Source organism: Pantoea sp. QMID4, from assembly GCF_030270445.1.
Lineage (GTDB): Bacteria > Pseudomonadota > Gammaproteobacteria > Enterobacterales > Enterobacteriaceae > Pantoea > Pantoea vagans.
In genome coordinates, this window is sequence record NZ_BSXL01000001.1 from 1,028,050 (window position 1) to 1,048,887 (window position 20,838).

Below are 20,838 nucleotides of genomic sequence, written 5' to 3' on the forward strand. Positions count from 1 at the left end.
ATGGTAACGAAGCGATTACTGCGCGAGAGATTCCAGCTTATCTTTAAACGAGGTGACTGAAATCGCGCGGTTATCAGCCAGATAGCGATCTTTCGCTGCCGGGGCAGAGCTTTGTACCGCGATTAACTGCCAGCTTTTATCGCTTTTGAGCAGCAGCGGTGAACCACTGTCACCCGGCAGGGTGTCACACTGATGCGACAGCACGGCGCGCTGCGCCCAGCCGGTAATCAGACAATCACTGTGAGAATAGAGCGTATCCAGATGATCGGCCGGATAGCCTGCCTGCGTCACTTTGCGTCCGGTCAGCTTCAGCGCCGCGGTAAGATCGCTGCGTGAGCCATCGAACAATGGAATCGGCATAATCGCGGAGGGCGGATTGCGTAAAATCACGATGCCATAATCATAGGGCGCAGCACTACTCGGCACGATCCAGCCTTCACCATCCGCTTTTAATTTTGACGCCAGCGAGGGTTCGACCCGCGCATCAATATCATGAAGTTCGTAGCGCCAGCCTTTATCACTGGCCATAAATCGCAGCGCAACCGGCTTATCGAAATTACCCGGCGGGGAGAGCAGACAGTGTCCGGCCGTCAGCGCCAGATGCGGAGAAATGAGCGTGGCAGTACAGAGGTTGCCGCTTTCGGTTTCCAGCTGACCAATGGCATCCCAGGGGGCAGCGGTAATATCGGTGATTGCCTGGCGATGATCCTTGCCGAAGAACAGCATCTTAATTTCAGCAGGAGTAGGCGAGTCATCGTCATCATCGGCGTGAACCGTGGTGGCAAAGCTGAAGAGTCCAACCATTAACAGGGTAGCCAGGCGCATAGAAATCTCAATGGCGAGAAAAATTAACGTTATTGTTATTACGTAAGTACGGTAACTATAGTCGGTGAGCGTTAAAAAAGGGAGTTTTATTGGTTAATCAGTACGCTACAGCGGCTAAATAAAAAAGCTGGCTGCAACAATGCCACACAGGATCATAACAAGCAGAATAATTTCGAAGCGATAGCGACGCACTATTTCATCCACTCTCGTCATTTCATCCACTCCAGTAAAGAAACACCCGGCAGAACCGGGTGTTTTTAATTATCATCTCGTGGCCGTGCGCTGAAGGCGACCTTAGTTTTTAGCTGCTGGTTTCACAACTTTTTTGTGGTGAACTTTTTTTGCGGCCTGGGCTTTCTGAGCAGGTTTTACCACTTTTTTGTGGTGCACTTTTTTAGCAGCCTGGGCTTTCTGAGCAGCTGGCTGAGTTACTTTTTTGTGGTGAACTTTTTTAGCAGCCTGGGCTTTCTGAGCGGCTGGTTTAGTTGCTTTTTTGTGGTGAACTTTTTTAGCGGCCTGCGCTTTCTGTGCAGCAGGTTTTACCGCTTTCTTGTGGTGCACTTTTTTAGCAGCCTGCGCTTTCTGCGCGGCGTCTTTTTTCACAGCTTTTTTGTGGTGTTTCTTAGCAGCCTGGGCTTTCTGAGCTGCTTTATGGTGTTTCTTGTGCGCAGTTTTGTGAACGGTTTTAGCCGGTGCTGCAGCGGTAGTAGTAGTTGTTGCGGCTGGCGCAGCAGCTGGAGCAGCTGTGGTGTCAGCAGCGAAAGCAACAGAAGACATACCCATAGCAGCGGCGACAACCAGTGCAAATAATTTTTTCATTGCAAATCCCTCGGAGACTATTTTTTCATGTGTAGCCCACTGCGGGGCCGGTGAAGAGACTATAGGGAAATCAATGAACGGTGTCCGTGGGTGTTTGGTATCGGCGTGTAACCGATTGTACAAAGGCGGGAAAGGGCGGTCAGCAGACCGCCCGGAAGCTTAGCTATTCAGGTAGCGTTGTTCAAGATGCTGGCGGAAGAAAGCCGGATTCAGGGCTTCGCCGGTGGCATTGATCAGCAGCTGGTCGGTGGAGAAACGGCTGCCGTGCTGCCAGATATTCTGTTGCAGCCAGTCAAACACCGGCTGCAGTTCACCGTGCTGAATCAGCTCACTGAGCTGAGGAATGGCGTTCTGTACCGACCGAAACAGCTGTGCGGCATACATCGCGCCCAGCGTATAGGTCGGGAAGTAACCAAATGCGCCGTCGGTCCAGTGGATATCCTGCATGCAGCCATCGCGGTAGTTACCGCGTGTATCCAGCCCCAGCGACTGCATCATCTTCTCATCCCATAACGCCGGGATGTCCTCAACCTCAATCTCGCCTTCAATCAGCGCCTGCTCGATTTCATAGCGCAGAATGACGTGCGCCGGGTAGCTCAGCTCATCGGCGTCAACCCGGATCAGGCCTGGTTTCACCTGCTGAGTCAGGCGCACGAAATTATCCGCCTGCAGGGCGGGCTGATCGCCAAAGGTCGCGATCACCTGCGGCAGAATGCGCTGCAGGAATTCGCGGCTGCGACCCAGCTGCATCTCCATAAACAGGCTTTGTGATTCATGAATAGCCGTGGAGCGCGCCAGCGCCACCGGCTGACCGCGCCACTGCTGCGGCAGATTCTGCTCATAGCGGGCATGACCGGTTTCGTGAATCACGCCCATCATGGCGCTGAGAAACTCATTCTCGTTGTAACGGGTGGTGATGCGCACATCTTCCGGAACGCCGCCACAGAAGGGATGTGCACTGATGTCGAGACGGCCATGGTTAAAGTCGAAACCCAGCGTCTCCATAATGCTCAGACCGAGCAGGCGCTGCGCTGGAACGGCGAACGGCCCCTGCGGCGTGATAAATGACTGCTGTGCCTGTTTTTCCACAACCTGCTGCAGCAGATCGGGCAGCCAGGTTTTCAGCTCGCCAAAAGTTTCATCCAGTCGGGCGCGGGTCATACCCGGCTCATAGAGATCGAGCAGCGCATCGTAGCGCGAACAGCCACTGGCATCAGCGCGGCGCTGTGCCTCTTCGCGGCTCAGTCGTACGACTTCTTTGAGGTTGGCGGCAAAGCCCTGCCAGTCGTTAGCGGGACGCTGAGTGCGCCATGCATGTTCACATACGGAACCGGCGATCGATTTAGCTTCCACAAAGTCATCAGGGAGCAGGGTGGCCTGTTGATAGGCGCGCTGCATTTCGTTGAGATTGGCCCGCTCGACATCGTTCAGCGACTGCTGCTCAGCAGCCTTTAGCCACTCACCGACCTGTGGGGCGGTCAGAATCTGGTGCTGCAACACGCTCATTTCGGCCAGTGCTTCACCACGCGCCTGACTGCCGCCAGGCGGCATAGTAGTTTGCATGTCACAGCCAGCGATGGCCGTGACGTGACTGAAACGGGAAAGGCGCTGGAAGGTTTTGGTCAGTTGTTGATACGCTGAGGTCACGTGAGACTCCTTGTGGATTTTAACGCAGCGGAATTTCCCGCAAGGTTAGATCAACCGGCCAGCAAAAGCGAACGCTGGCGCCGCCCAGCGGGCTGGACTCAATGGTTACGCTGCCGCTCAGCGCCTGGGCAATGGAGTGAACAATGGCCAGTCCCAGTCCACAGCCGCCTGTAGCGCGATCGCGGCTGGGATCAAGCCGGACAAAGGGTTCGAAAACCCGTTCGCGCTCTTCCGGCGGAATGCCCGGACCATCATCTTCCACCTGCAGACAGCCGACCGGACCGTCAAACCATAAACTGACGCGCAGCCGATGCTGCGCATAGCGCAGCGCATTATTAACCAGATTATCCAGCACTCGCTCCATCAGTCGGGTGTCAGAAACGCCGATGTTTTCACGCTGCGGCAGGTCAAGGTCGAGCCGTATGTCCGGGTTGATGGTGCGGAAATCGTCCAGCCGCTCGCTCAGCCAGCTGGCCAGATCCAGCGATTTCAGATTCAGATCGACACGCGGCCGGTCAAGACGCGCATAGGTCAGCAGCTCCTCAATCAGGCTTTCAAGCTGACCGATATCGCGGTTCAGCGCCACCCGTTCACCATCCGTAAGGTTATCACTCATTTCCAGCCGGTAGCGCAGCCGCACCAGCGGCGTTCGCAGCTCATGGGCAATACCGTCAATCAGCTGCTTCTTACTGGCGACCAGCGTGTTGATGTTCTCGGCCATCTGGTTAAAGGCGATGCCCAGCCGGAACAGGCTGGAGGTACTGTCGAAATGGGTGCGCACATCCAGCTCGCCCCGGCCAAAGCGCTGTGCCGCTTTTTCCAGTCGCTGCATCTCCTGCCAGTGCGGGCGCAGCCAGATAAACACCGGCAACGCCAGCGACATACCAATAAACACCAGCAGAGCAATATCCAGCAGCCGCATCTGGTGCAGATAAAAGAGATAGGGAATCGGCCCCACCGATAAGACATAGTGGCTGCGCGGAATATGCTGCAGAAAGGTGTATTGATCGTCGAGCGCGACAATCTCTCCGGCGTGTAACCGGCGCATATTGCTCTCATCAAGCTGATATTTGTTCATCGGCTCAATGTGCAGGTCAAACGATAAACCGAGATCGAGACTCTTGATGGTTTTGTTCCAGTCACGCGGCGGGATCTCTCGCAGTTCGCTGCGGATCAGGTAGAGCGAACTCGCCATCAGGTCATTCATTGACTGCCGGCCCGCGCGCTCAGCGGTGAACTTATAGACCAGACCCACCAGCAGCGCCATGACCAGAAAGCAGACAAACAGTAGCAGATAGAACTGAATAAAGAGCTTTCTCATAATTCGCGGGTATCCCAGGCCTGGGGGGCGAACAGATAGCCTTTATTGCGGATGGTTTTAATGCGGAACGGCTCGGTGGCGCTGTCGTGGAGCTTTTTACGCAGGCGGGAGATGGCCACGTCGATGCTGCGGTCCAGGCCATCATAACTGACGCCGCGCAATGTTTTTAGCAGTGCATCCCGGTTAAGCGTCTGACCCGCATGGCTGGCAAGGACCCACAGCAGGTCGAAATCCGCGGTGGAGAGGGCGATCTGCTCATCAAACAGCGTCACCTGACGGTTCAGGGCATCAATGGTCAGCGAGCCAAAACGCAGCATACGATTCGCGGCAGGCGCAGCAGGCGCATCTTCTGGCTGCCCGTGCTGGGACTGGCGCAGATGCAGGCGCAGGCGGGCCAGCAGCACAGCGGGTGGTGTGGTTTTCAGGATGTAATCCTGCGCACCCATCTCCAGGGCCAGAATATGGTTCATGTCGCTGTCAAGTGAGGTGAGCAGCACGATCGGTCCCTGCCAGTTGGCCCGCAGGTCACGGCAGATGGTCATGCCATCTTTGCCCGGTAACATGATATCCAGCATCACCAGGTCGGGCTGCTGTTCGGCGATAACCGCTTCAGCACGGTCGCCACGTGTTTCAACAATGACTTCAATGTCGTGACGGCCAAGATAGGCCGCAATCAGCGAACCCACTTCGGGTTCATCTTCTACATAAACAATTTTATTCATAGTTCACAGGGAAGAGTCAGGGATGGATGAAAGCATATCTTTTCCTGGTCCTGAGCTCTACGCTATCGCACGAAATATCCAGGGCTTGCTGGTATATATCCGGCAAAATGTGCAATCATTAGCGCGGCCTTTTTTCGCCAGGTTGGGATATTGATGATTACCATGAGGAGCGTTAGTGTGTCTGATAAAGAGCTGGCATCAGCCATATACCCTGACCGCATCTGCTTCAATTACAGTGACTTTCTTTCCGCTTCCTGCAAAAAACGCTGGAGCTTCGTCGATGCTATTTATGGTGTAATGCCGATATTTGGCATGGTGACACGTAAATCGGCACACCGTTTACAGGGCAGTGACGACCCGTTAAAAGAATTAGCATTACAAATCATTTCCACTCAGGTCAGCGACGAAATTAATATCGCGCGCCTGATTACTCTGGCAGAACAACAGCAGATTAGTCGCTTTGATATCCAGCTCCCTTATCCGCTTTCGGCGGAACAGCTGGATGCCATCCACTATGAATATATGAAGCCGCTGAATCTCACACAGCAGGGTGACCTGCTGTGCGTATCCATTCCAGTACAGCCACACTGAGAGCCCTTTCTGGCAGGCTTTACGTTGTCAGTTCCCACACGGCGGGCAATGTCGCGGCAATCAGCAATCCCATCGCAATCCGCTCCAGCGAGGTCAGCGCAATATCGGCATGACCGCCGCGTCGTGCAAACAGAAACAGCAGAAGGCCCGGTGTGTAGAGCACCACTGACATCATCAGGTGCATGGGTCCTGAGGCGTATAACAGCCAGATGCCATACATGCTGGCACCAATGCCGGTCACCATTGCCAGCGGCTTATGCTGTCCGCGCACCACTTTGATCAGATATAACCCTACCAGCAGATAGGGCACCAGAATCATCTCTGAGGCGATGGTCAGCAGGTTGTTGTAGTCAGCGCCGGTCAGGGCAATCAGGATCAGGCAGAGCTGAATACTGCCGTTGGTCAGCCACAGCGAGGCGGCTGGCGCGCTATGGCGGTTCTGCCGGGCGATACTGCGGGGAAAGGCACCCTGCTGCGCGGCAATCAGCGGCACTTCCGCGGCCATAATCGTCCAGCTCAGATAGGCCCCGCACACGGAGACAATCAGTCCCACCGCAATCACCGCATCGCCCCAGTTACCCATCAGTCGGGTCATTAATCCGGCCATTGAAGGGTTACGCATCTCAGCCAGTTCAGCACGCGGCACCACGCCCAGCGACAGCAGCGTGACCAGGAGATAGACGAGCAGCGCAGCCAGCACGGCAAATAAGGTTGCGCGGCCCACATCCTTTTTCTGGCGTGCACGGGCAGAGACGACTACCGCACCTTCAACCCCGATAAAGACCCACAGCGTAATCAGCATGGTCTGCTTAACCTGCTCCCAGAGCGGTTTTCCCAGCGTAACGCCGGAAAAATCGAAGCGGAAACGATCATAGTTGAACGCCATCACCGCCAGTACAATAAACAGCAGCAGCGGCACCAGCTTGCCCAGCGTCGCCATCAGATTGATGCTGGCCGCGGTCTGCACGCCGCGCAGTACCAGCCAGTGAACCAGCCACAGCAGCACAGATGCACCCAGCATCGCCTGCCAGGTGTTGCCATCACCAAAAATAATCCGGTCGGGCGTATCGGTGAAGAAGCTCAGGGCAGAGAAGACAATTACCAGATAGGAGACGTTGGCGATCACGGCGCACAGCCAGTAGCCCCAGGCGGAACAGAATCCCATCAGTTCGCCGAATCCGGCACGTGCATAGGTAAAGATGCCGCCGTCCAGTTCGGGCTTAAGGCGGGTCAGCAGCAGCATCGCCAGCGACAGAAAGATAATGCCGACACCGGTAATCAGCCACCCCAGCAACAGCGCGGCCGGACCGGCCACTGCGGCCATGTTTTGCGGCAGACTGAACACGCCTGCGCCCAGCATTGAGCTGAGCACCAGCGCCGTCAGCGCACCGAGACCTAATTTTTTCTCCAAAACAACCTTCCCGCTAGCATATATGGCTGGGTAAACCGGAATTCATCACTGCGTTATCGCAGTGCTGAGGCAAGATACAGAGACAATATCCGGTAAAACAGGCGGAGGATTTTACGGAGAGTGGCAGGGGATGGCAATGCGTGACTATGCAAAAGAGCGCAGGAATTATGCAAACAGCAGGGCGGCGGGTGCCGCCCTGAAGGGATTACTTAAACAGGTCAGCCGTAACGGTCAGGTTACCGCCACTCTGGTTCTGCCACTGGCGGGTGACGTGGTAGAACTTCGCACCTTTATCGGCTGCACGCTTCGCCACTTCTTCTGAAATCGCTGTTGGTGTGCCGAAGTGTCCGGTAAAGGTGACGGTATCGAACGGCTGCATCTGCGCAGCAGTGATTGCGTTCACTTCCTGCACGGATTTACCGTTTGGCAGATTCACCGTATAACGCTTACCGGTTGAGCTTTGGGTTTCAAAGAAACGGCCCACTTTATTACTTGGTGTTTCAGATGAAGCTACGCCTGGAATCTCGACGTTAGCTGCGGCAGCCCCACCGGTTGCCAGCGCGGCTTTACCTGCTTCTGAGTCGGCAGGAATCGCATTCGGTGTCTGTACCTTGCGTTCTTTAGCATCCGCTTTATAGACATAGGCGGTGACATACTGATTGCCGCCGCTGTTGGCATCGATCTGGCGAACGATAAAGAAGGAAGCCGCGCCTTTCTGTTTAGCCGCTTTTGAAATCGCGTCGTTCACATCCGGCTGGCTGGCAAAGAAGCCGCTGACCGAAACGGTATCAAACGGTTCAAGCTTATACGCTTCTGCTTTAGGCAGTTCGTTGACGCCATTGAAACGACGGTAAGTCGTGGACTGCGTGGCTGCCGGGGCATCGGCTTTATAAAGGTCAGCCGTGACGCGCCAGTTACCGCTGTTGCCGTTGCTGTCGTTGATCGCCTGGATGTAATAAGAGGCAGCGCCCATCTGATCTGCACGCTTAGAGACCGCATCGGCTGCGTCGCCAATTGCGTTGAAACGGCCGGTGATATTAATACGTTCGAATGGCTTCAGCGCGGCCGCTTTTTCTGGCGTTAACTCCTGCGCAGCGAATGCATTGGCTGCCAGCAGAGACAACAGAGTGGACGCCAGAATAGTGTTCTTCAGCTTCATAAAAATAATCCTTCGCCTTACGCAAAAATGAGTACGAAAACGTGCTGGACTCTTGATGTATAACAGATTAGCCGCTGATTATTGCATGTTATAAACAGACTGTCGCAGCGATTTTTTGTGTCAGATCGCGTTATTCAACCATGATTTTTTCATTTGTTTGTCATCAAACGCAGTTATGGCGTGTTTTCGTTCGGGTTACCACTAAAAGCGGTAACTGATAGCGCTTAAACAGTTAATGCATTGTTAAATAAAGATTTTTATTAATGTTTAATTCGGCCGGGCACAATTTTTTCTGGCAGAATATTTGCCTGCAGGACTGTTTCGCAGTGGGATAACGCAGCTTTTTTAGCAGAATCATGAATATTCATGTGAATGTCACCACGCTGCGTAGCCACTCTGGATCGCTCGTCACATTTTCAGTAGGTTATAAACACTTTGAAATACATGCATTCCGACTATAAGTAGCTGAAACGCTGTTTCAGCTGCGCTGTCGTCATGCAGATTTGGGCCATCATCCTTAACCGATGAAAGGAAACACTATGTTAATTGGAATCCCCAAGGAAAGGTTGCCAAACGAGTCGCGCGTGGCTGCCACGCCAAAGACCGTGGAACAACTCATTAAGCTGGGTTTCAGCGTCACCCTTGAGCATGACGCCGGTCAGCGCGCCAGCTTTGATGATGAAAGCTACAGAGCAGCAGGTGCCATACTCTGCAGTCAGGAACAGGTCTGGCAGTCCGATATCGTTCTGAAGGTGAATGCACCGGATGAGGATGAAATTGCGCTCACCCGTGCCGGCAGCACGCTGGTCAGCTTTATCTGGCCTGCACAGAATCCCGACCTGCTTTCAAAGCTGGCGGCGCGTCAGGTCACGGTTATGGCGATGGACTCGGTGCCACGTATTTCGCGTGCGCAGTCGCTGGATGCTCTGAGCTCCATGGCGAACATTGCCGGTTATCGCGCGATCGTCGAAGCCGCCCATGAATTCGGTCGCTTCTTTACCGGTCAGATTACCGCAGCCGGTAAAGTGCCACCGGCCAAAGTGATGGTGATTGGGGCCGGTGTGGCGGGGCTGGCGGCGATTGGTGCAGCGGGCAGCCTGGGCGCGATTGTCCGGGCCTTTGACACCCGCCCTGAAGTTAAAGAGCAGGTGCAGAGTATGGGTGCCGAATTCCTTGAACTCGATTTCGAAGAGGAAGCGGGCAGTGGCGATGGTTACGCCAAAGTCATGTCCGAGGCATTCATCAAGGCAGAGATGGCGCTGTTTGCCAGTCAGGCCAGAGAAGTCGACATCATTGTCACCACGGCGCTGATACCAGGTAAACCGGCACCGAAACTGATCACCGAAGAGATGATCGCCAGCATGAAACCTGGCAGCGTAATTGTTGATCTGGCGGCACAGACCGGCGGCAACTGTGCCCTGACCGTCGCTGATCAGGTGACCGTGACACCCAACGGCGTGAAAATCATTGGTTACACCGATTTGCCCAGCCGTCTCGCGACACAATCTTCCCAGCTTTACGGTACCAACCTGGTCAATCTGATCAAGCTGCTGTGCAAAGAGAAAAATGGCGAAATTCAGGTCGATTTCGACGATGTGGTGGTGCGGGGTGTGACTGTCGTGCGCGAGGGGGAAGTCACCTGGCCGGCACCGCCGATTCAGGTCTCTGCTGTGCCACAGGCTAAACCGGCAGCTCAGAAACCCACAGAGAAGGCTGAAGCAAAGCCGGTGTCTCCGTGGCGCAACGTCCTGCTGATCGCACTGGCTATCGTGCTGTTTGGTTGCCTGGCCAACGTAGCGCCAGCTGAGTTTCTGTCCCACTTTACCGTGTTCGCGCTCGCCTGCGTGGTGGGTTACTACGTGGTCTGGAACGTCAGTCACGCACTGCATACGCCGCTGATGTCCGTTACTAACGCCATCTCCGGCATTATCGTCATCGGTGCGGTACTGCAGATGGGCCACGGTGGCTGGGTCACCTTTATCTCCTTTATTGCCGTGCTGATTGCCAGCATCAATATCTTTGGTGGCTTTACCGTCACCCAGCGCATGCTGAAAATGTTTCGTAAGGGGTAACACATGTCTGGCGGATTAGTCACTGCAGCCTATATTGTGGCTGCAATTCTGTTCATCTGTAGCCTTGCCGGTCTCTCGCGTCACGAGACCTCAAAGCGCGGGAATAATTTTGGTATCAGCGGCATGGCGATTGCGCTGGTTGCCACCATCTTTGGCCCGGACAGCGGAAACGTCGTCTGGATCCTGCTGGCGATGGTCATTGGCGGCGCTATCGGGATTCGTCTGGCGAAGAAAGTCGAAATGACAGAAATGCCGGAGCTGGTCGCGATTCTGCACAGCTTTGTCGGCCTTGCCGCCGTACTGGTCGGCATCAACAGCTACATCGACCACGCACCTGGCCTGCCAGCCGTGATGGAGAATATCCATCTGAGTGAAGTGTTTATCGGTATCTTTATCGGTGCTGTCACCTTCACTGGCTCGCTGGTAGCGTTTGGCAAGCTGTGCGGCAAAATCTCTTCAAAACCCCTGGCGTTACCCCATCGTCACAAGCTGAATCTGCTGGCGCTGGTCGTCTCGTTCCTGCTGCTGCTGTGGTTTGTTAACACCAGCAGTACGGGTGCTCAGGTGTTTGCACTGCTCCTGATGACGGTGATTGCGCTGGCGTTTGGCTGGCATCTGGTTGCCTCTATTGGCGGCGCGGATATGCCGGTTGTGGTGTCGATGCTGAACTCCTATTCAGGCTGGGCCGCGGCCGCAGCGGGTTTCATGCTGAGCAACGATCTGCTGATTGTGACCGGTGCGCTGGTGGGTTCATCGGGTGCAATTCTCTCCTACATCATGTGCAAAGCGATGAACCGTTCGTTCATCAGCGTGATTGCGGGCGGGTTTGGTACGGAAGTCAGCAGTGGCGATGAAAGTCAGGAAGCGGGCGAGCATCGTGAGATCACGGCTGAAGAAACCGCAGAGATGCTCAAGGCATCCAGCTCGGTGATCATCACCCCAGGCTACGGTATGGCGGTGGCGCAGGCGCAGTACCCGGTCGCGGAAATTACTGCCCGACTGCGTGCGCTCGGCATCAACGTGCGCTTCGGCATTCATCCGGTGGCGGGGCGCTTACCAGGTCACATGAACGTGCTGCTGGCCGAGGCGAAAGTGCCTTACGACGTGGTGCTGGAGATGGACGAAATTAACGATGACTTCAGCGACACCGACACGGTGCTGGTGATTGGTGCCAACGACACCGTTAACCCGGCAGCGCAGGATGATCCCCGCAGTCCGATTGCCGGCATGCCGGTGCTGGAAGTGTGGAAAGCGCACAACGTGGTGGTGTTTAAACGCTCAATGAATACCGGCTATGCCGGGGTGCAGAATCCGCTGTTCTTTAAAGAGAATAGTCAGATGCTGTTCGGCGATGCCAAAGCCAGCGTAGAAGCTATTCTTAAAGCGCTGTAATAAAAAAAGGGCGGCTAATCAGCCGCCCGTCTTCTGTCAGGAGAAAATCAATCCTCCTCATCTTCTTCATCATCGAGGTCAATCGGCGATTTGAAATCATCGGGCTTGAGCGCCAGCAGATCGCAGCGCAGATGATCAATCACCTGTTCCGCCGTATTCCCCAGGAACGCTGCCGACAGGCCGGTGCGTCCTATGGTACCTAATACCACCACACCAGCACCGAGATGCACCGCCAGATCCGGGATGACTTCTTCCGGCAGGCCTTTAGCCACATGGGTGAACTCTTCACCAATCGAGAACTTCTGCCGCAGCGCTTTCATCGCTACCAGATGCTGACCACGAATCGCATCGTTATAGACGCTGGGATCAAAGTCCGGCAGTTCGATAGCGATGTTGATAGGGGTAATTGGGTAAGCACCGACCAGATGAACTTCGGTCTGATTCACTTTTTCTGCCAGTTTGACCGTTTCACGTATCAGCTTCTGGTTCAGACCATCGTGATGTGGCTCTTCACTGGCAAGATTGACCGCGACAATAGCTTTACCGCCTTCCGGCCACGGCTGATCTTTGACCATCCAGACCGGGCACGGACATTTACGCAGCAGATGCCAGTCGGTCGGTGTGAAGATCACTGATTCAAGCCGGTCATGCTGATGCGCCATCTTCAACACCAGGTCGTGCTGATGGGCAAGCACTTCCTGGATAACGGCCTCAAAAGGACGGTTGTGCCAGATCACTTTGATGTCGATTTCGACACCGGCATCCAGATAAGCGCGGGCCTGCTCACGGATCCACTCAGTGCGCTGGCTGATGACACCCTGGCGCATCGACGCGCGCTCGTCAGGCGAAAGCAGGGTAGTCATCTCGTATGAGAAATCATAGATAGGCAGGAAAGCTTTAATCCTTCCGCCAATGCGTTGATTCAGATAGACCGCACGTCGCAGCGCGGGCTGATCGTCTTGCTGGGCATCAATGGCGACCAGAATATTTTGGTACTGGGACATGAGACGTTCTCCTTAAACCAGTGCGACTGGAATAAAGATAGCCTATGTTGCACAGCGGAAGAAGGGAAAAAGTTACAGCCGGATCAACAAAATAAGATTTATTGATCCGGCTGCGGATCAGGCAGCCTGGTGGCTCTGACCGGCTAACTCTTCCAGCAGGGCGTGGTTTTCAATGGTGATGTATTTACCTTTCACCGCCAGCATGCCGGACTTCTGGAAACGACCCAGCAGGCGGCTGATCGTTTCAACCGTCAGGCCCAGGTAATTACCAATGTCACCACGCGTCATGGTGAGGCGGAATTCACGCTGTGAAAAACCGCGCTGGCCGAAACGACGGGACAGGTTCCAGATAAACGCCGCCAGGCGCTCTTCGGCATTTTTCTTCGACAGCAGCAGGATCATATCCTGATCGCCTTTGATTTCACCGCTCATCAGACGCATCATCTGCTGACGCAGGGCAGGCATTTTTCCTGACAGGTCATCCAGAGTTTCAAACGGGATTTCACAGACCATTGCCGTTTCCAGCGCCTGCGCAAAGCTGGGATGGCTGGAACCCATGATGGCATCAAAGCCGACTAAATCGCCTGCCAGATGGAAACCGGTGATTTGCTCATCACCCTGTTCGGTAATCGTGTAACTTTTGATCGTGCCGGAACGAATCGCATACAGAGATTTCAGTTCGTCGCCTGCTTTGAAAAGGGTTTGCCCTTTCTGAATCGGTTTTTTACGCTCAATGATATTGTCGAGCTGATCCAGCTCATGTTCATTTAACGTGAAGGGGATGCAGAGCTGACTGATGCTGCAATCCTGGCAGTGAATGGCACAACCGCCTGACTGAATACGACGAATGCTGCGTTTTTCAGGGATCATAATGGTTTGCTCGACGATTATTGACTGGGGTCAATTTTAACATTTTTTGTGCTGAAGGGAACTCATCCGAGCAGTTTTACACCCACAAACATCATGGATGAAGCACACATCGACAAACGCTGATGTGACGGGCTTCTCAGAATGTCATTACCGTTCACTGTAACGAAAAGTTTCCAATTTTTTGGATCTGTCACCCATAACTTCATCGGCGGTAACATGGATGAAAGCGGGGTAGTCTGGCGTTTGGAGCTTTTGCTACGCTAACTGTTCAGGCCTGTTTTATCGGCTCCATCAATTTTAATCAGGTGTGAGAAAACCATGAACCTTGACGACAACGATCTCTTTCGGGATGCCATGGGCGATGTCACGCCGTTGAAAGACACCACCACAACATTATGGCTCAAGTCGCCGTCGACTAAAGCACCACGCAAACCGCCAGGAGAGACAGAGCAGGAGAATTTCCTGACACGGGGTTATCTGGAGATTGTCCCGCTTAACACACCGCTGGAGCATAAAGCCGACGGCATACAGCAGGGTATTCTGGATAAACTGCGTCGGGGTGAGTACAAACTGGATGCCAGTCTCAACCTGTTGCGGCAACCGGTGGAGACCTGCCGTCAGGCGCTGTTCAGCTTTATGATGCAGGCGCAAAAGCAGGACTTACGGAATCTGCTCATCATTCATGGCAAGGGCCGTGATGACGAATCCCATGCCAATATTGTGCGCAGCTATCTGGCGCGCTGGTTACAGCAGTTTGATGACGTGCAGACTTACTGCGTGGCCCAGACCCGCCATGGCGGAGCCGGGGCGCTCTATGTGGGCTTGCGGAAAACCGATAAGGCGCGCCTTGAAAACCGCGAGCGGCATGCAAAACGCAGCCGCTAACTGTGAAATTTACGGATGGTGGACATTAACACTTCGGCACTCAGGCTCAGTTCTGTGCCGGTCCGGGTAATGATGCCCACCGGCTCGCCTGGCCCGGAAGAGTTAATCGGCAGCGCACAGACCGCATTATGGCTGAGATCCTCTTTAATCGCGCCGGACGGTACGAACCAGATGTAGTCGTAGCGCAGTGCCAGCTGACGCGCCAGTGAAGTCGACGACGTTTCAATGCAGTGGGGCGGCAGCGTGCAGCCTTGTTCATCCAGCATCTGCTGCGCAATCCGGCGCGGTGCGGTGCCCTCGGGGGAAATCACCACTGGCCACTGCATCGCCCGCGACAGCGTGACATTGTCACTTAAAAGCGGGTGTTCAGGTCTTACCACCAGCTTTAATGACTCCAGAAAAAGCAATTCATAAGTCAGCCCGGTCATCATGTCGCTGTCAGCCATCCGTCCAATACCGATGTCAAATTCCCCGCCGCGTAATCCCGCCAGTAACACATTGTTATGCAGCGTTGCTACCTGGATGGTGGTGTTAGGCTGCAACTGATGAAAACGATCAAGGATACGGGGCAGCATGCCCATTGCGGCGGTGGTTAATGCGCCCAGCCGGATAATCAGCGGCGCATCACCCGGCTGCTCATTAAAACTCTGACCGGCATGGTTCAGTGCGTCAAGCACCCGCACCGCATGGGTCAGAAACTGTTCTCCCATTGTGGTGAGTTGGGCGCCCAGGCGGCCACGCTCAAACAGTCGCACGCCCGTCAACTCTTCCAGCTCATTCAGGGTTTTGGACAGGGCTGGCTGACTCAGGCTAAGCGTTTCTGCCGCGCGGCCCAGTGTGCCTTGCTGCGCGACCGCAACAAAGGTATGTAGATGGCGCAAGCGAATGCGCTGATTGAAAAGGATATTTTTTTCCATATCCTAAACTTAATGAGAATGACCGCCTTCAGGCAACTGTTTAAAATGAATTCTGTTAACTTTGCTGCAAATTTATTTTAACAAACAGTGTGGGATGGCCACGTTATCCGTTAACTCTCTGATTAAAAAGCGCTCATCTCAGTTTGTTACTAACGCAGGGGGTTCCTGAGAGTACGCTATATCAAGAGCTTAATGACCTAAAGTTGAATAATTCTCACTATCATATAAAAATCTGGCCCCTTAAGGTTAACGATGGGCTATCATAAGCGCCGTTTTTTTTACTTAATCTGATGCCAGATTGCGCTATTGCCAGGGAGTGTCCATTGACCAGCATCGGGGCGGTAGATGTCCGCCAGCTTATCAACCAGCAGAGTCTGAGCCACTGGCAAAAACGGCTCATTGCGCTCTGTTTTATTGTGGTGGCACTCGATGGCATGGACATTGCGATCATGGGATTTATTGCGCCAACTCTTAAAGCTGCATGGGGCGTGACCAATCACCAGCTCGGAGTCGTCATCAGCGCAGCATTGATCGGGCTGGCGCTGGGTGCCATGGTGGCGGGGCCGCTGGCTGACCGCTATGGACGTCGCATGATGATTATCCTCAGCGTTTTCTTTTTTGGTCTCTGGACACTGGCAACAGCGCTGTCTCAGAACATCGAACAGATGATGCTGTTCCGCTTCCTGACCGGTCTGGGACTCGGTGCGGCAATGCCGAATGTCGGCACGCTGGTGGCAGAATATGCGCCTGAGCGGAGACGGGCTTTCATTATCACTGTCGTGTTCTGTGGCTTTACCTTTGGCGCCGCCAGCGGCGGATTTGCCGCGTCCTGGCTGTTACCACACTATAACTGGCACTCGGTGTTGCTGCTGGGCGGCATTCTGCCGCTGCTGGTGTTGCCCTTTTTGATCCGCGGCCTGCCGGAGTCAGTGCGGTTTCTTATCAGTCGTGGCGCACCCGCTGCACGCATTCACGCTATCCTGGAACGGATGATGCCGGGCAAAACCGCGCCCGATTGTGCATTCCACGCGCCTGAAGCGACAGTGCCGGCAGGCGGCGCGATTAGCACCGTCCTGTCGCGCCGTTATCTGTTCGGTAGCACGATGCTGTGGGGCGGCTATTTCATGGGACTGTTCATGGTCTACCTGATTGGCAGCTGGCTGCCATCTCTGGTGAATACTGTGGGCATGTCAGTTACCGAAGCGGCGATTATCACCGCCATGTATCAGGCAGGCGGAACGCTGGGCTCACTCTTTGCGGGCTGGATGATGGATCGCTTCAACGCCAATCTGGCGCTGGCGGCGATCTACGGCTGCGGCGGACTGTTTATTGTGGCACTTGGCTTTTCGCCCGCCGAAGTGGGCATGATGAGCGCGATCGCCTTTTGCAGCGGCTTCTGTTTTAACGGTGCCAATACTGGCATGAATGCCTTATCTGCCAGCTACTATCCTACGCACGCACGCGCCACGGGCTCCAGCTGGATGCATGGCGTGGGTCGCATCGGCGCAATTCTGAGCGCCTTTGTCGGTGCAGAGATGATGTCACTTGGCTGGTCTTTCAGCGTTATTTTTCTGCTGCTGGCGATACCGGCTGTGATCACCACCCTGATGCTGCTGTTAAAAAACCGCTACGGCTTTAAGCCGATCACAGATTCGTGATTTTTTCCACTGAGACCAGCGCGTTGCATTACATTAGCAGCAACGCTCATGGTGTCAGGTGGACAAGATGGACAAGTTTCTCAGTGCGGATCTCATCCGTACCCGTTTCTCTCAGGCGATGTCAGCGATGTATCAGCAGGAGGTGCCGCAATATGGCACGCTGATGCAGCTGGTCGCCACCGTCAACGAGCGCACGCTGGAAGCCGATATCCCGCTGAAAGATCGTCTCACCGCCGCGGATGACATTGGCCGGCTCAGCCTTGAACGTCACGGCGCAATCCGCGTTGGCACGGCAGACGAATTAGCTACGCTGCGGCAGCTGTTTGCGGTGATGGGGATGTCCCCGGTGGGCTATTACGATCTCTCTCAGGCAGGTGTGCCGGTGCACTCCACGGCGTTCCGGCCAGTCACCGATGCGGCGCTGCGGCGTAATCCTTTCCGGGTCTTTACCTCGCTGTTACGTCCTGAACTGATCGACGATCCCGTGCTGCGTGAAAAGGCGGCAGAGATCCTGGCCGCACGCGACATTTTCACTTCCCGTTGCCGGGCGCTGCTGCAGTTGCATCAGCAGCAGGGCGGATTAACTGACGCTCAGGCTTCCGAATTTGTGACCGAAGCACTGGAAACCTTCCGCTGGCACGCCCACAGCAGCGTGGACAGTCAGACCTATCAGGCCCTGAACCAGCAGCATCGCTTGATCGCAGATGTTGTCTGCTTTCCCGGCTGCCACATCAACCATCTCACCCCGCGGACGCTCGATATTGACCGCGTCCAGCAACTGATGCCGTCGCGCGGCATCGATCCGAAAACGCTGATCGAGGGGCCGCCACGTCGTCAGGTGCCGATTCTGCTGCGGCAGACCAGCTTCAAAGCGCTGGAAGAGCCGATCATCTTTAAGGACGGGCATCAGGGCACCCACACAGCGCGCTTCGGTGAAATTGAGCAGCGCGGCGCGGCGCTGACGCCTGCAGGGCGTGCGCTCTACGATCGACTGCTCAGCGAGGCGGGCAGTGGTCAGGACAATCAGCAGCATCAGCAGCATCTGGCGGCCATTTTCCGTGACTTCCCCGACGACGAGACCACACTACGCCAGCAGGGGCTGGCCTGGTTCCACTATCGCCTGAGTGAAAAGGGCGTCGCGACACCGCCGGATAAGGGGGAAGCGCTGGAGGATCTGATCAGGCAGGGGCGTGTGCTGGCAGACCCGATTGTCTATGAGGATTTTCTGCCCGTCAGCGCGGCAGGGATTTTTCAGTCCAACCTCGGCGATCGGGCGCAGGTCCGTTCGGCGGGACAGGCGAGCCGGCAGGCGTTTGAAGCGGCGCTGGGCTCTGCGGTACTGGATGAGATGGCATTGTACGAAGAGCGCCAGCAGCGCTCGCTGTCACAGTGCGGAATACAGACGACCTGATATTATCGCCGGGCAACGCCTCCGTTGCCCGCACCACCTTTACTAAGCCGGTTTTTTTAAAGTCCTGGTCCTGACGCGGAGCACCAGGGGGAACAGGCTGATCTTACTGAAGAAAAATTACGCTTTACCGGCCAGCGCAGGTTTCGCGGCGTGAGTATCTTAATCAGTTAGCGAGCTGACTGCTTAGCTGTGTAAAAAACAGCACAGAATCAAACCCGGACACCGCTTACAGGCGGAATGGCACGGTATTCATCCTGAGCAAAAAGATAAACAATGCTTAACCCTGGCTGAGACTGGCGCTCTGAACTTGTTGACACCATGTTCATGCTCATCTCTGACGCTTCGGCATATTCTGCAAATCCCCTCCGTACCTGGACAAGGGTGGCGGGCCTGCAAATAATGGAGGAACGTCTGAACAGGGAAACAGGAATGAAAAACGAAACAGGTCTGAGGATCATGACGGCCGAGGGGGAGTTGCGTGGATGCATGGACGATGACCTTTTCGTATTTAAAGGCATACCTTATGCGGCGGCTCCGGTTGGCGCACTGCGCTGGCGTCCGCCACAGCCGGTCACGCCCTGGCAGCAGATGCGCGATGCCACGGCATTTGGGGCTTCGGGCTGGCAAAACCGCACATACTGTCAGGCGGTGGGCGGTGGCGATCCCGGTGAGTTTAGTGAAGATTGCCTCTACCTGAATGTCTGGACGCCCGATGTTGCGCCGTCAAAGCCGCTGCCTGTAATGGTGTGGCTGCACGGTGGTGGCTTCACCATCGGTGCTGGCGGGCTTGCACCGTACAACGGTAAGCCGCTGGCTTCACGTGGTGCGGTGGTGGTCACGCTGAACTACCGGCTGGGTCACCTCGGTTTCTTCTCCCATCCTGCGCTGGATGCAGAATACCCTGCTGCGGGTACGGTAAACAATTTTGGCCTGCTCGATCAGATTGCCGCACTGCAGTGGGTGCAGCGCAACATTCCAGCCTTTGGCGGCGACCGCTGTAATGTAACACTTTTCGGTGAATCCTCTGGCGCGCGCAGCGTGCTCTCGCTGTGCTGTTCGCCGCTGGCAGAAGGGCTGTTCCACAAAGGGATCGTGCAAAGTGCCTATAGCCTGCCGGATACGCCGCTGAAAAAAGCGCGTCAGCAGGGCGTGGCAGTGGCGCGCCATTTCGGCCTGCCGCCCGATGCCAGCGCGGATGATCTGCGCGCACTGCCCGCCGATGCCTTCTGGCCGCTGGAAGGGCAACTGGCGATCCCGCCGGTGCCGATTGCCGGTGATGCCGTTCTGCCTGAGCCGATGCTGAAAACCTTCATGGCTGGCAAACAACACCGACTGCCGCTGATGGCGGGCAGTAACAGTGATGAAGCCAGCGTGCTGGAATATTTTGGCGTGGATGCCACCGCGGTACTGCATCAGCTGCGCGATAAAAACCGGCTCACCTATCGGATGCTGAAATGGATGTATGACATCCATGACGATCAGCTGCTGGGACGTGCCGTGGCGCGTGATATGGCCTTCAGCCTGGTGCCGTGGCTGGTGATGCGGGCGCAGCACAATGCCGGCATGCCGGGCTGGCGCTACTGGTTCGATTATGTTTCTGAGAACGCTCGTGACCTCTATCCTCATGGCACCTGGCACGGCAACGAAGTACCTTATGTCCTGAACACCCTGAGTCATATGCCGGATCCTGATGAAGCGCGGCCATTCAGTGAAGCCGATCGCGCTTTTGCGGCGCGCGTCAGCGGGTACTGGTTTACATTTGCCCGTGACGCCACGGTGTATAGGCATCAGCTTGAAGGCGAGGTTGTCTGGCCAGTTTGGCACCCCGGAAATGACGTGACAATGTCACTTGGAAATGAGCGTAAGAACGGATTGGTTCTGAAACGAAACTTTATGCGCGCCCGCATGCGGCTTTTCAGGCTGTTGATGACGCGTATGGTCCGGCTATAGGCCGGAGGTGATAGTTAACCTGCTAACCATTAAACTGCGCGAATGGATTTTTTCTGCTTTTTAAAGTCTAATTAATTGAAATTAAGAAGTTTTCGCTAAATGTACACGTGAAGACGCTGTAAAATATCAGGTAACAAAACAGTTACATTTTCACAGTCTCATGCCGATAAATCTCCTATGCCCG

Annotated in this window: 18 protein-coding genes; 7 read left to right on the top strand and 11 right to left on the bottom strand. The window is 55.0% G+C overall.

Annotated elements, in window-relative coordinates; translation table 11 throughout:
* Positions 1-15 precede the first annotated feature (15 nt).
* From QSK07_RS04740 to rstA, 6 genes are all read right to left on the bottom strand, one after another.
* A complete protein-coding gene (locus QSK07_RS04740; RefSeq protein WP_285720577.1) occupies positions 16-825 on the bottom strand; it encodes a trypsin-like serine peptidase in 810 nt (269 codons plus the stop codon).
* Between the two features lie 114 nt (positions 826-939).
* The gene (gene ydgU / locus QSK07_RS22920; protein WP_008925242.1) at positions 940-1,038 is read right to left on the bottom strand and encodes a small membrane protein YdgU; all 99 of its coding nucleotides are present in this window, start codon (positions 1,036-1,038) and stop codon (positions 940-942) included.
* An 81-nt stretch (positions 1,039-1,119) separates the two neighbouring features.
* Positions 1,120-1,644 carry an acid resistance repetitive basic protein Asr gene (asr, locus tag QSK07_RS04745; RefSeq protein ID WP_013357956.1) on the bottom strand — a complete coding sequence of 175 codons (525 nt, stop codon included), beginning with the start codon at positions 1,642-1,644 and terminating at the stop codon, positions 1,120-1,122.
* Between the two features lie 159 nt (positions 1,645-1,803).
* Positions 1,804-3,291: a carboxypeptidase M32 gene (locus QSK07_RS04750; RefSeq protein ID WP_098050448.1), complete on the bottom strand. Its 1,488-nt coding sequence runs from the start codon at positions 3,289-3,291 to the stop codon at positions 1,804-1,806.
* Between the two features lie 19 nt (positions 3,292-3,310).
* On the bottom strand, positions 3,311-4,612 hold the full coding sequence (gene rstB, locus QSK07_RS04755; protein WP_098050449.1) for a two-component system sensor histidine kinase RstB: 1,302 nt from the start codon (positions 4,610-4,612) through the stop codon (positions 3,311-3,313).
* Complete coding sequence (rstA, locus tag QSK07_RS04760; RefSeq protein ID WP_013357953.1) at positions 4,609-5,334, bottom strand: two-component system response regulator RstA; 726 nt, start codon at positions 5,332-5,334, stop codon at positions 4,609-4,611. Before rstA ends, rstB begins: the two co-directional genes overlap by 4 nt.
* 177 nt (positions 5,335-5,511) lie before the next feature.
* Between rstA and QSK07_RS04765 the strand changes: the two genes are divergently transcribed.
* Complete coding sequence (locus QSK07_RS04765) at positions 5,512-5,925, top strand: hypothetical protein (RefSeq protein WP_098050450.1); 414 nt, start codon at positions 5,512-5,514, stop codon at positions 5,923-5,925.
* Positions 5,926-5,944: 19 nt separating this feature from the next.
* Here QSK07_RS04765 and QSK07_RS04770 read toward each other — a convergent pair whose 3' ends face one another.
* Complete coding sequence (locus tag QSK07_RS04770; protein ID WP_275219397.1) at positions 5,945-7,336, bottom strand: basic amino acid/polyamine antiporter; 1,392 nt, start codon at positions 7,334-7,336, stop codon at positions 5,945-5,947.
* Positions 7,337-7,541: 205 nt separating this feature from the next.
* The gene (gene ydgH / locus QSK07_RS04775) at positions 7,542-8,495 is read right to left on the bottom strand and encodes a DUF1471 family protein YdgH (RefSeq protein WP_061062532.1); all 954 of its coding nucleotides are present in this window, start codon (positions 8,493-8,495) and stop codon (positions 7,542-7,544) included.
* 539 nt (positions 8,496-9,034) lie between these two features.
* On the opposite strand from ydgH, the gene pntA reads away from it, so the two are divergent.
* Both pntA and pntB read left to right on the top strand, forming a co-directional pair.
* Positions 9,035-10,567, top strand: coding sequence for a Re/Si-specific NAD(P)(+) transhydrogenase subunit alpha (gene pntA, locus QSK07_RS04780; protein ID WP_285720578.1), 1,533 nt, complete (start codon positions 9,035-9,037; stop codon positions 10,565-10,567).
* A gap of 3 nt (positions 10,568-10,570) precedes the next feature.
* Positions 10,571-11,959, top strand: a complete 1,389-nt coding sequence (pntB, locus tag QSK07_RS04785) for a Re/Si-specific NAD(P)(+) transhydrogenase subunit beta (RefSeq protein WP_285720579.1) — start codon at positions 10,571-10,573, stop codon at positions 11,957-11,959.
* A 47-nt stretch (positions 11,960-12,006) separates the two neighbouring features.
* Here pntB and uspE read toward each other — a convergent pair whose 3' ends face one another.
* Together uspE and fnr are read right to left on the bottom strand one after the other, a co-directional pair.
* On the bottom strand, positions 12,007-12,963 hold the full coding sequence (uspE, locus tag QSK07_RS04790; protein WP_285720580.1) for a universal stress protein UspE: 957 nt from the start codon (positions 12,961-12,963) through the stop codon (positions 12,007-12,009).
* A 117-nt stretch (positions 12,964-13,080) separates the two neighbouring features.
* On the bottom strand, positions 13,081-13,833 hold the full coding sequence (gene fnr, locus QSK07_RS04795; protein WP_010244686.1) for a fumarate/nitrate reduction transcriptional regulator Fnr: 753 nt from the start codon (positions 13,831-13,833) through the stop codon (positions 13,081-13,083).
* A 318-nt stretch (positions 13,834-14,151) separates the two neighbouring features.
* Between fnr and smrA the strand changes: the two genes are divergently transcribed.
* The gene (smrA, locus tag QSK07_RS04800) at positions 14,152-14,718 is read left to right on the top strand and encodes a DNA endonuclease SmrA (RefSeq protein WP_285720581.1); all 567 of its coding nucleotides are present in this window, start codon (positions 14,152-14,154) and stop codon (positions 14,716-14,718) included.
* On the opposite strand, the gene QSK07_RS04805 is transcribed toward smrA, so the two are convergent.
* Positions 14,715-15,635 carry a LysR substrate-binding domain-containing protein gene (locus QSK07_RS04805; protein WP_275219402.1) on the bottom strand — a complete coding sequence of 307 codons (921 nt, stop codon included), beginning with the start codon at positions 15,633-15,635 and terminating at the stop codon, positions 14,715-14,717. The two genes, smrA and QSK07_RS04805, sit on opposite strands and share 4 nt — an antisense overlap.
* Before the next feature lie 323 nt (positions 15,636-15,958).
* On the opposite strand from QSK07_RS04805, the gene QSK07_RS04810 reads away from it, so the two are divergent.
* From QSK07_RS04810 to QSK07_RS04820, 3 genes are all read left to right on the top strand, one after another.
* Positions 15,959-17,293 (top strand): MFS transporter, encoded by a 1,335-nt coding sequence (locus tag QSK07_RS04810; protein WP_098050457.1) that lies wholly within the window; start codon positions 15,959-15,961, stop codon positions 17,291-17,293.
* A gap of 67 nt (positions 17,294-17,360) precedes the next feature.
* Positions 17,361-18,704 (top strand): 2-oxoadipate dioxygenase/decarboxylase HglS, encoded by a 1,344-nt coding sequence (hglS, locus tag QSK07_RS04815; RefSeq protein WP_285720582.1) that lies wholly within the window; start codon positions 17,361-17,363, stop codon positions 18,702-18,704.
* Between the two features lie 429 nt (positions 18,705-19,133).
* On the top strand, positions 19,134-20,654 hold the full coding sequence (locus QSK07_RS04820) for a carboxylesterase/lipase family protein (protein ID WP_285720583.1): 1,521 nt from the start codon (positions 19,134-19,136) through the stop codon (positions 20,652-20,654).
* Positions 20,655-20,838 lie beyond the last annotated feature (184 nt).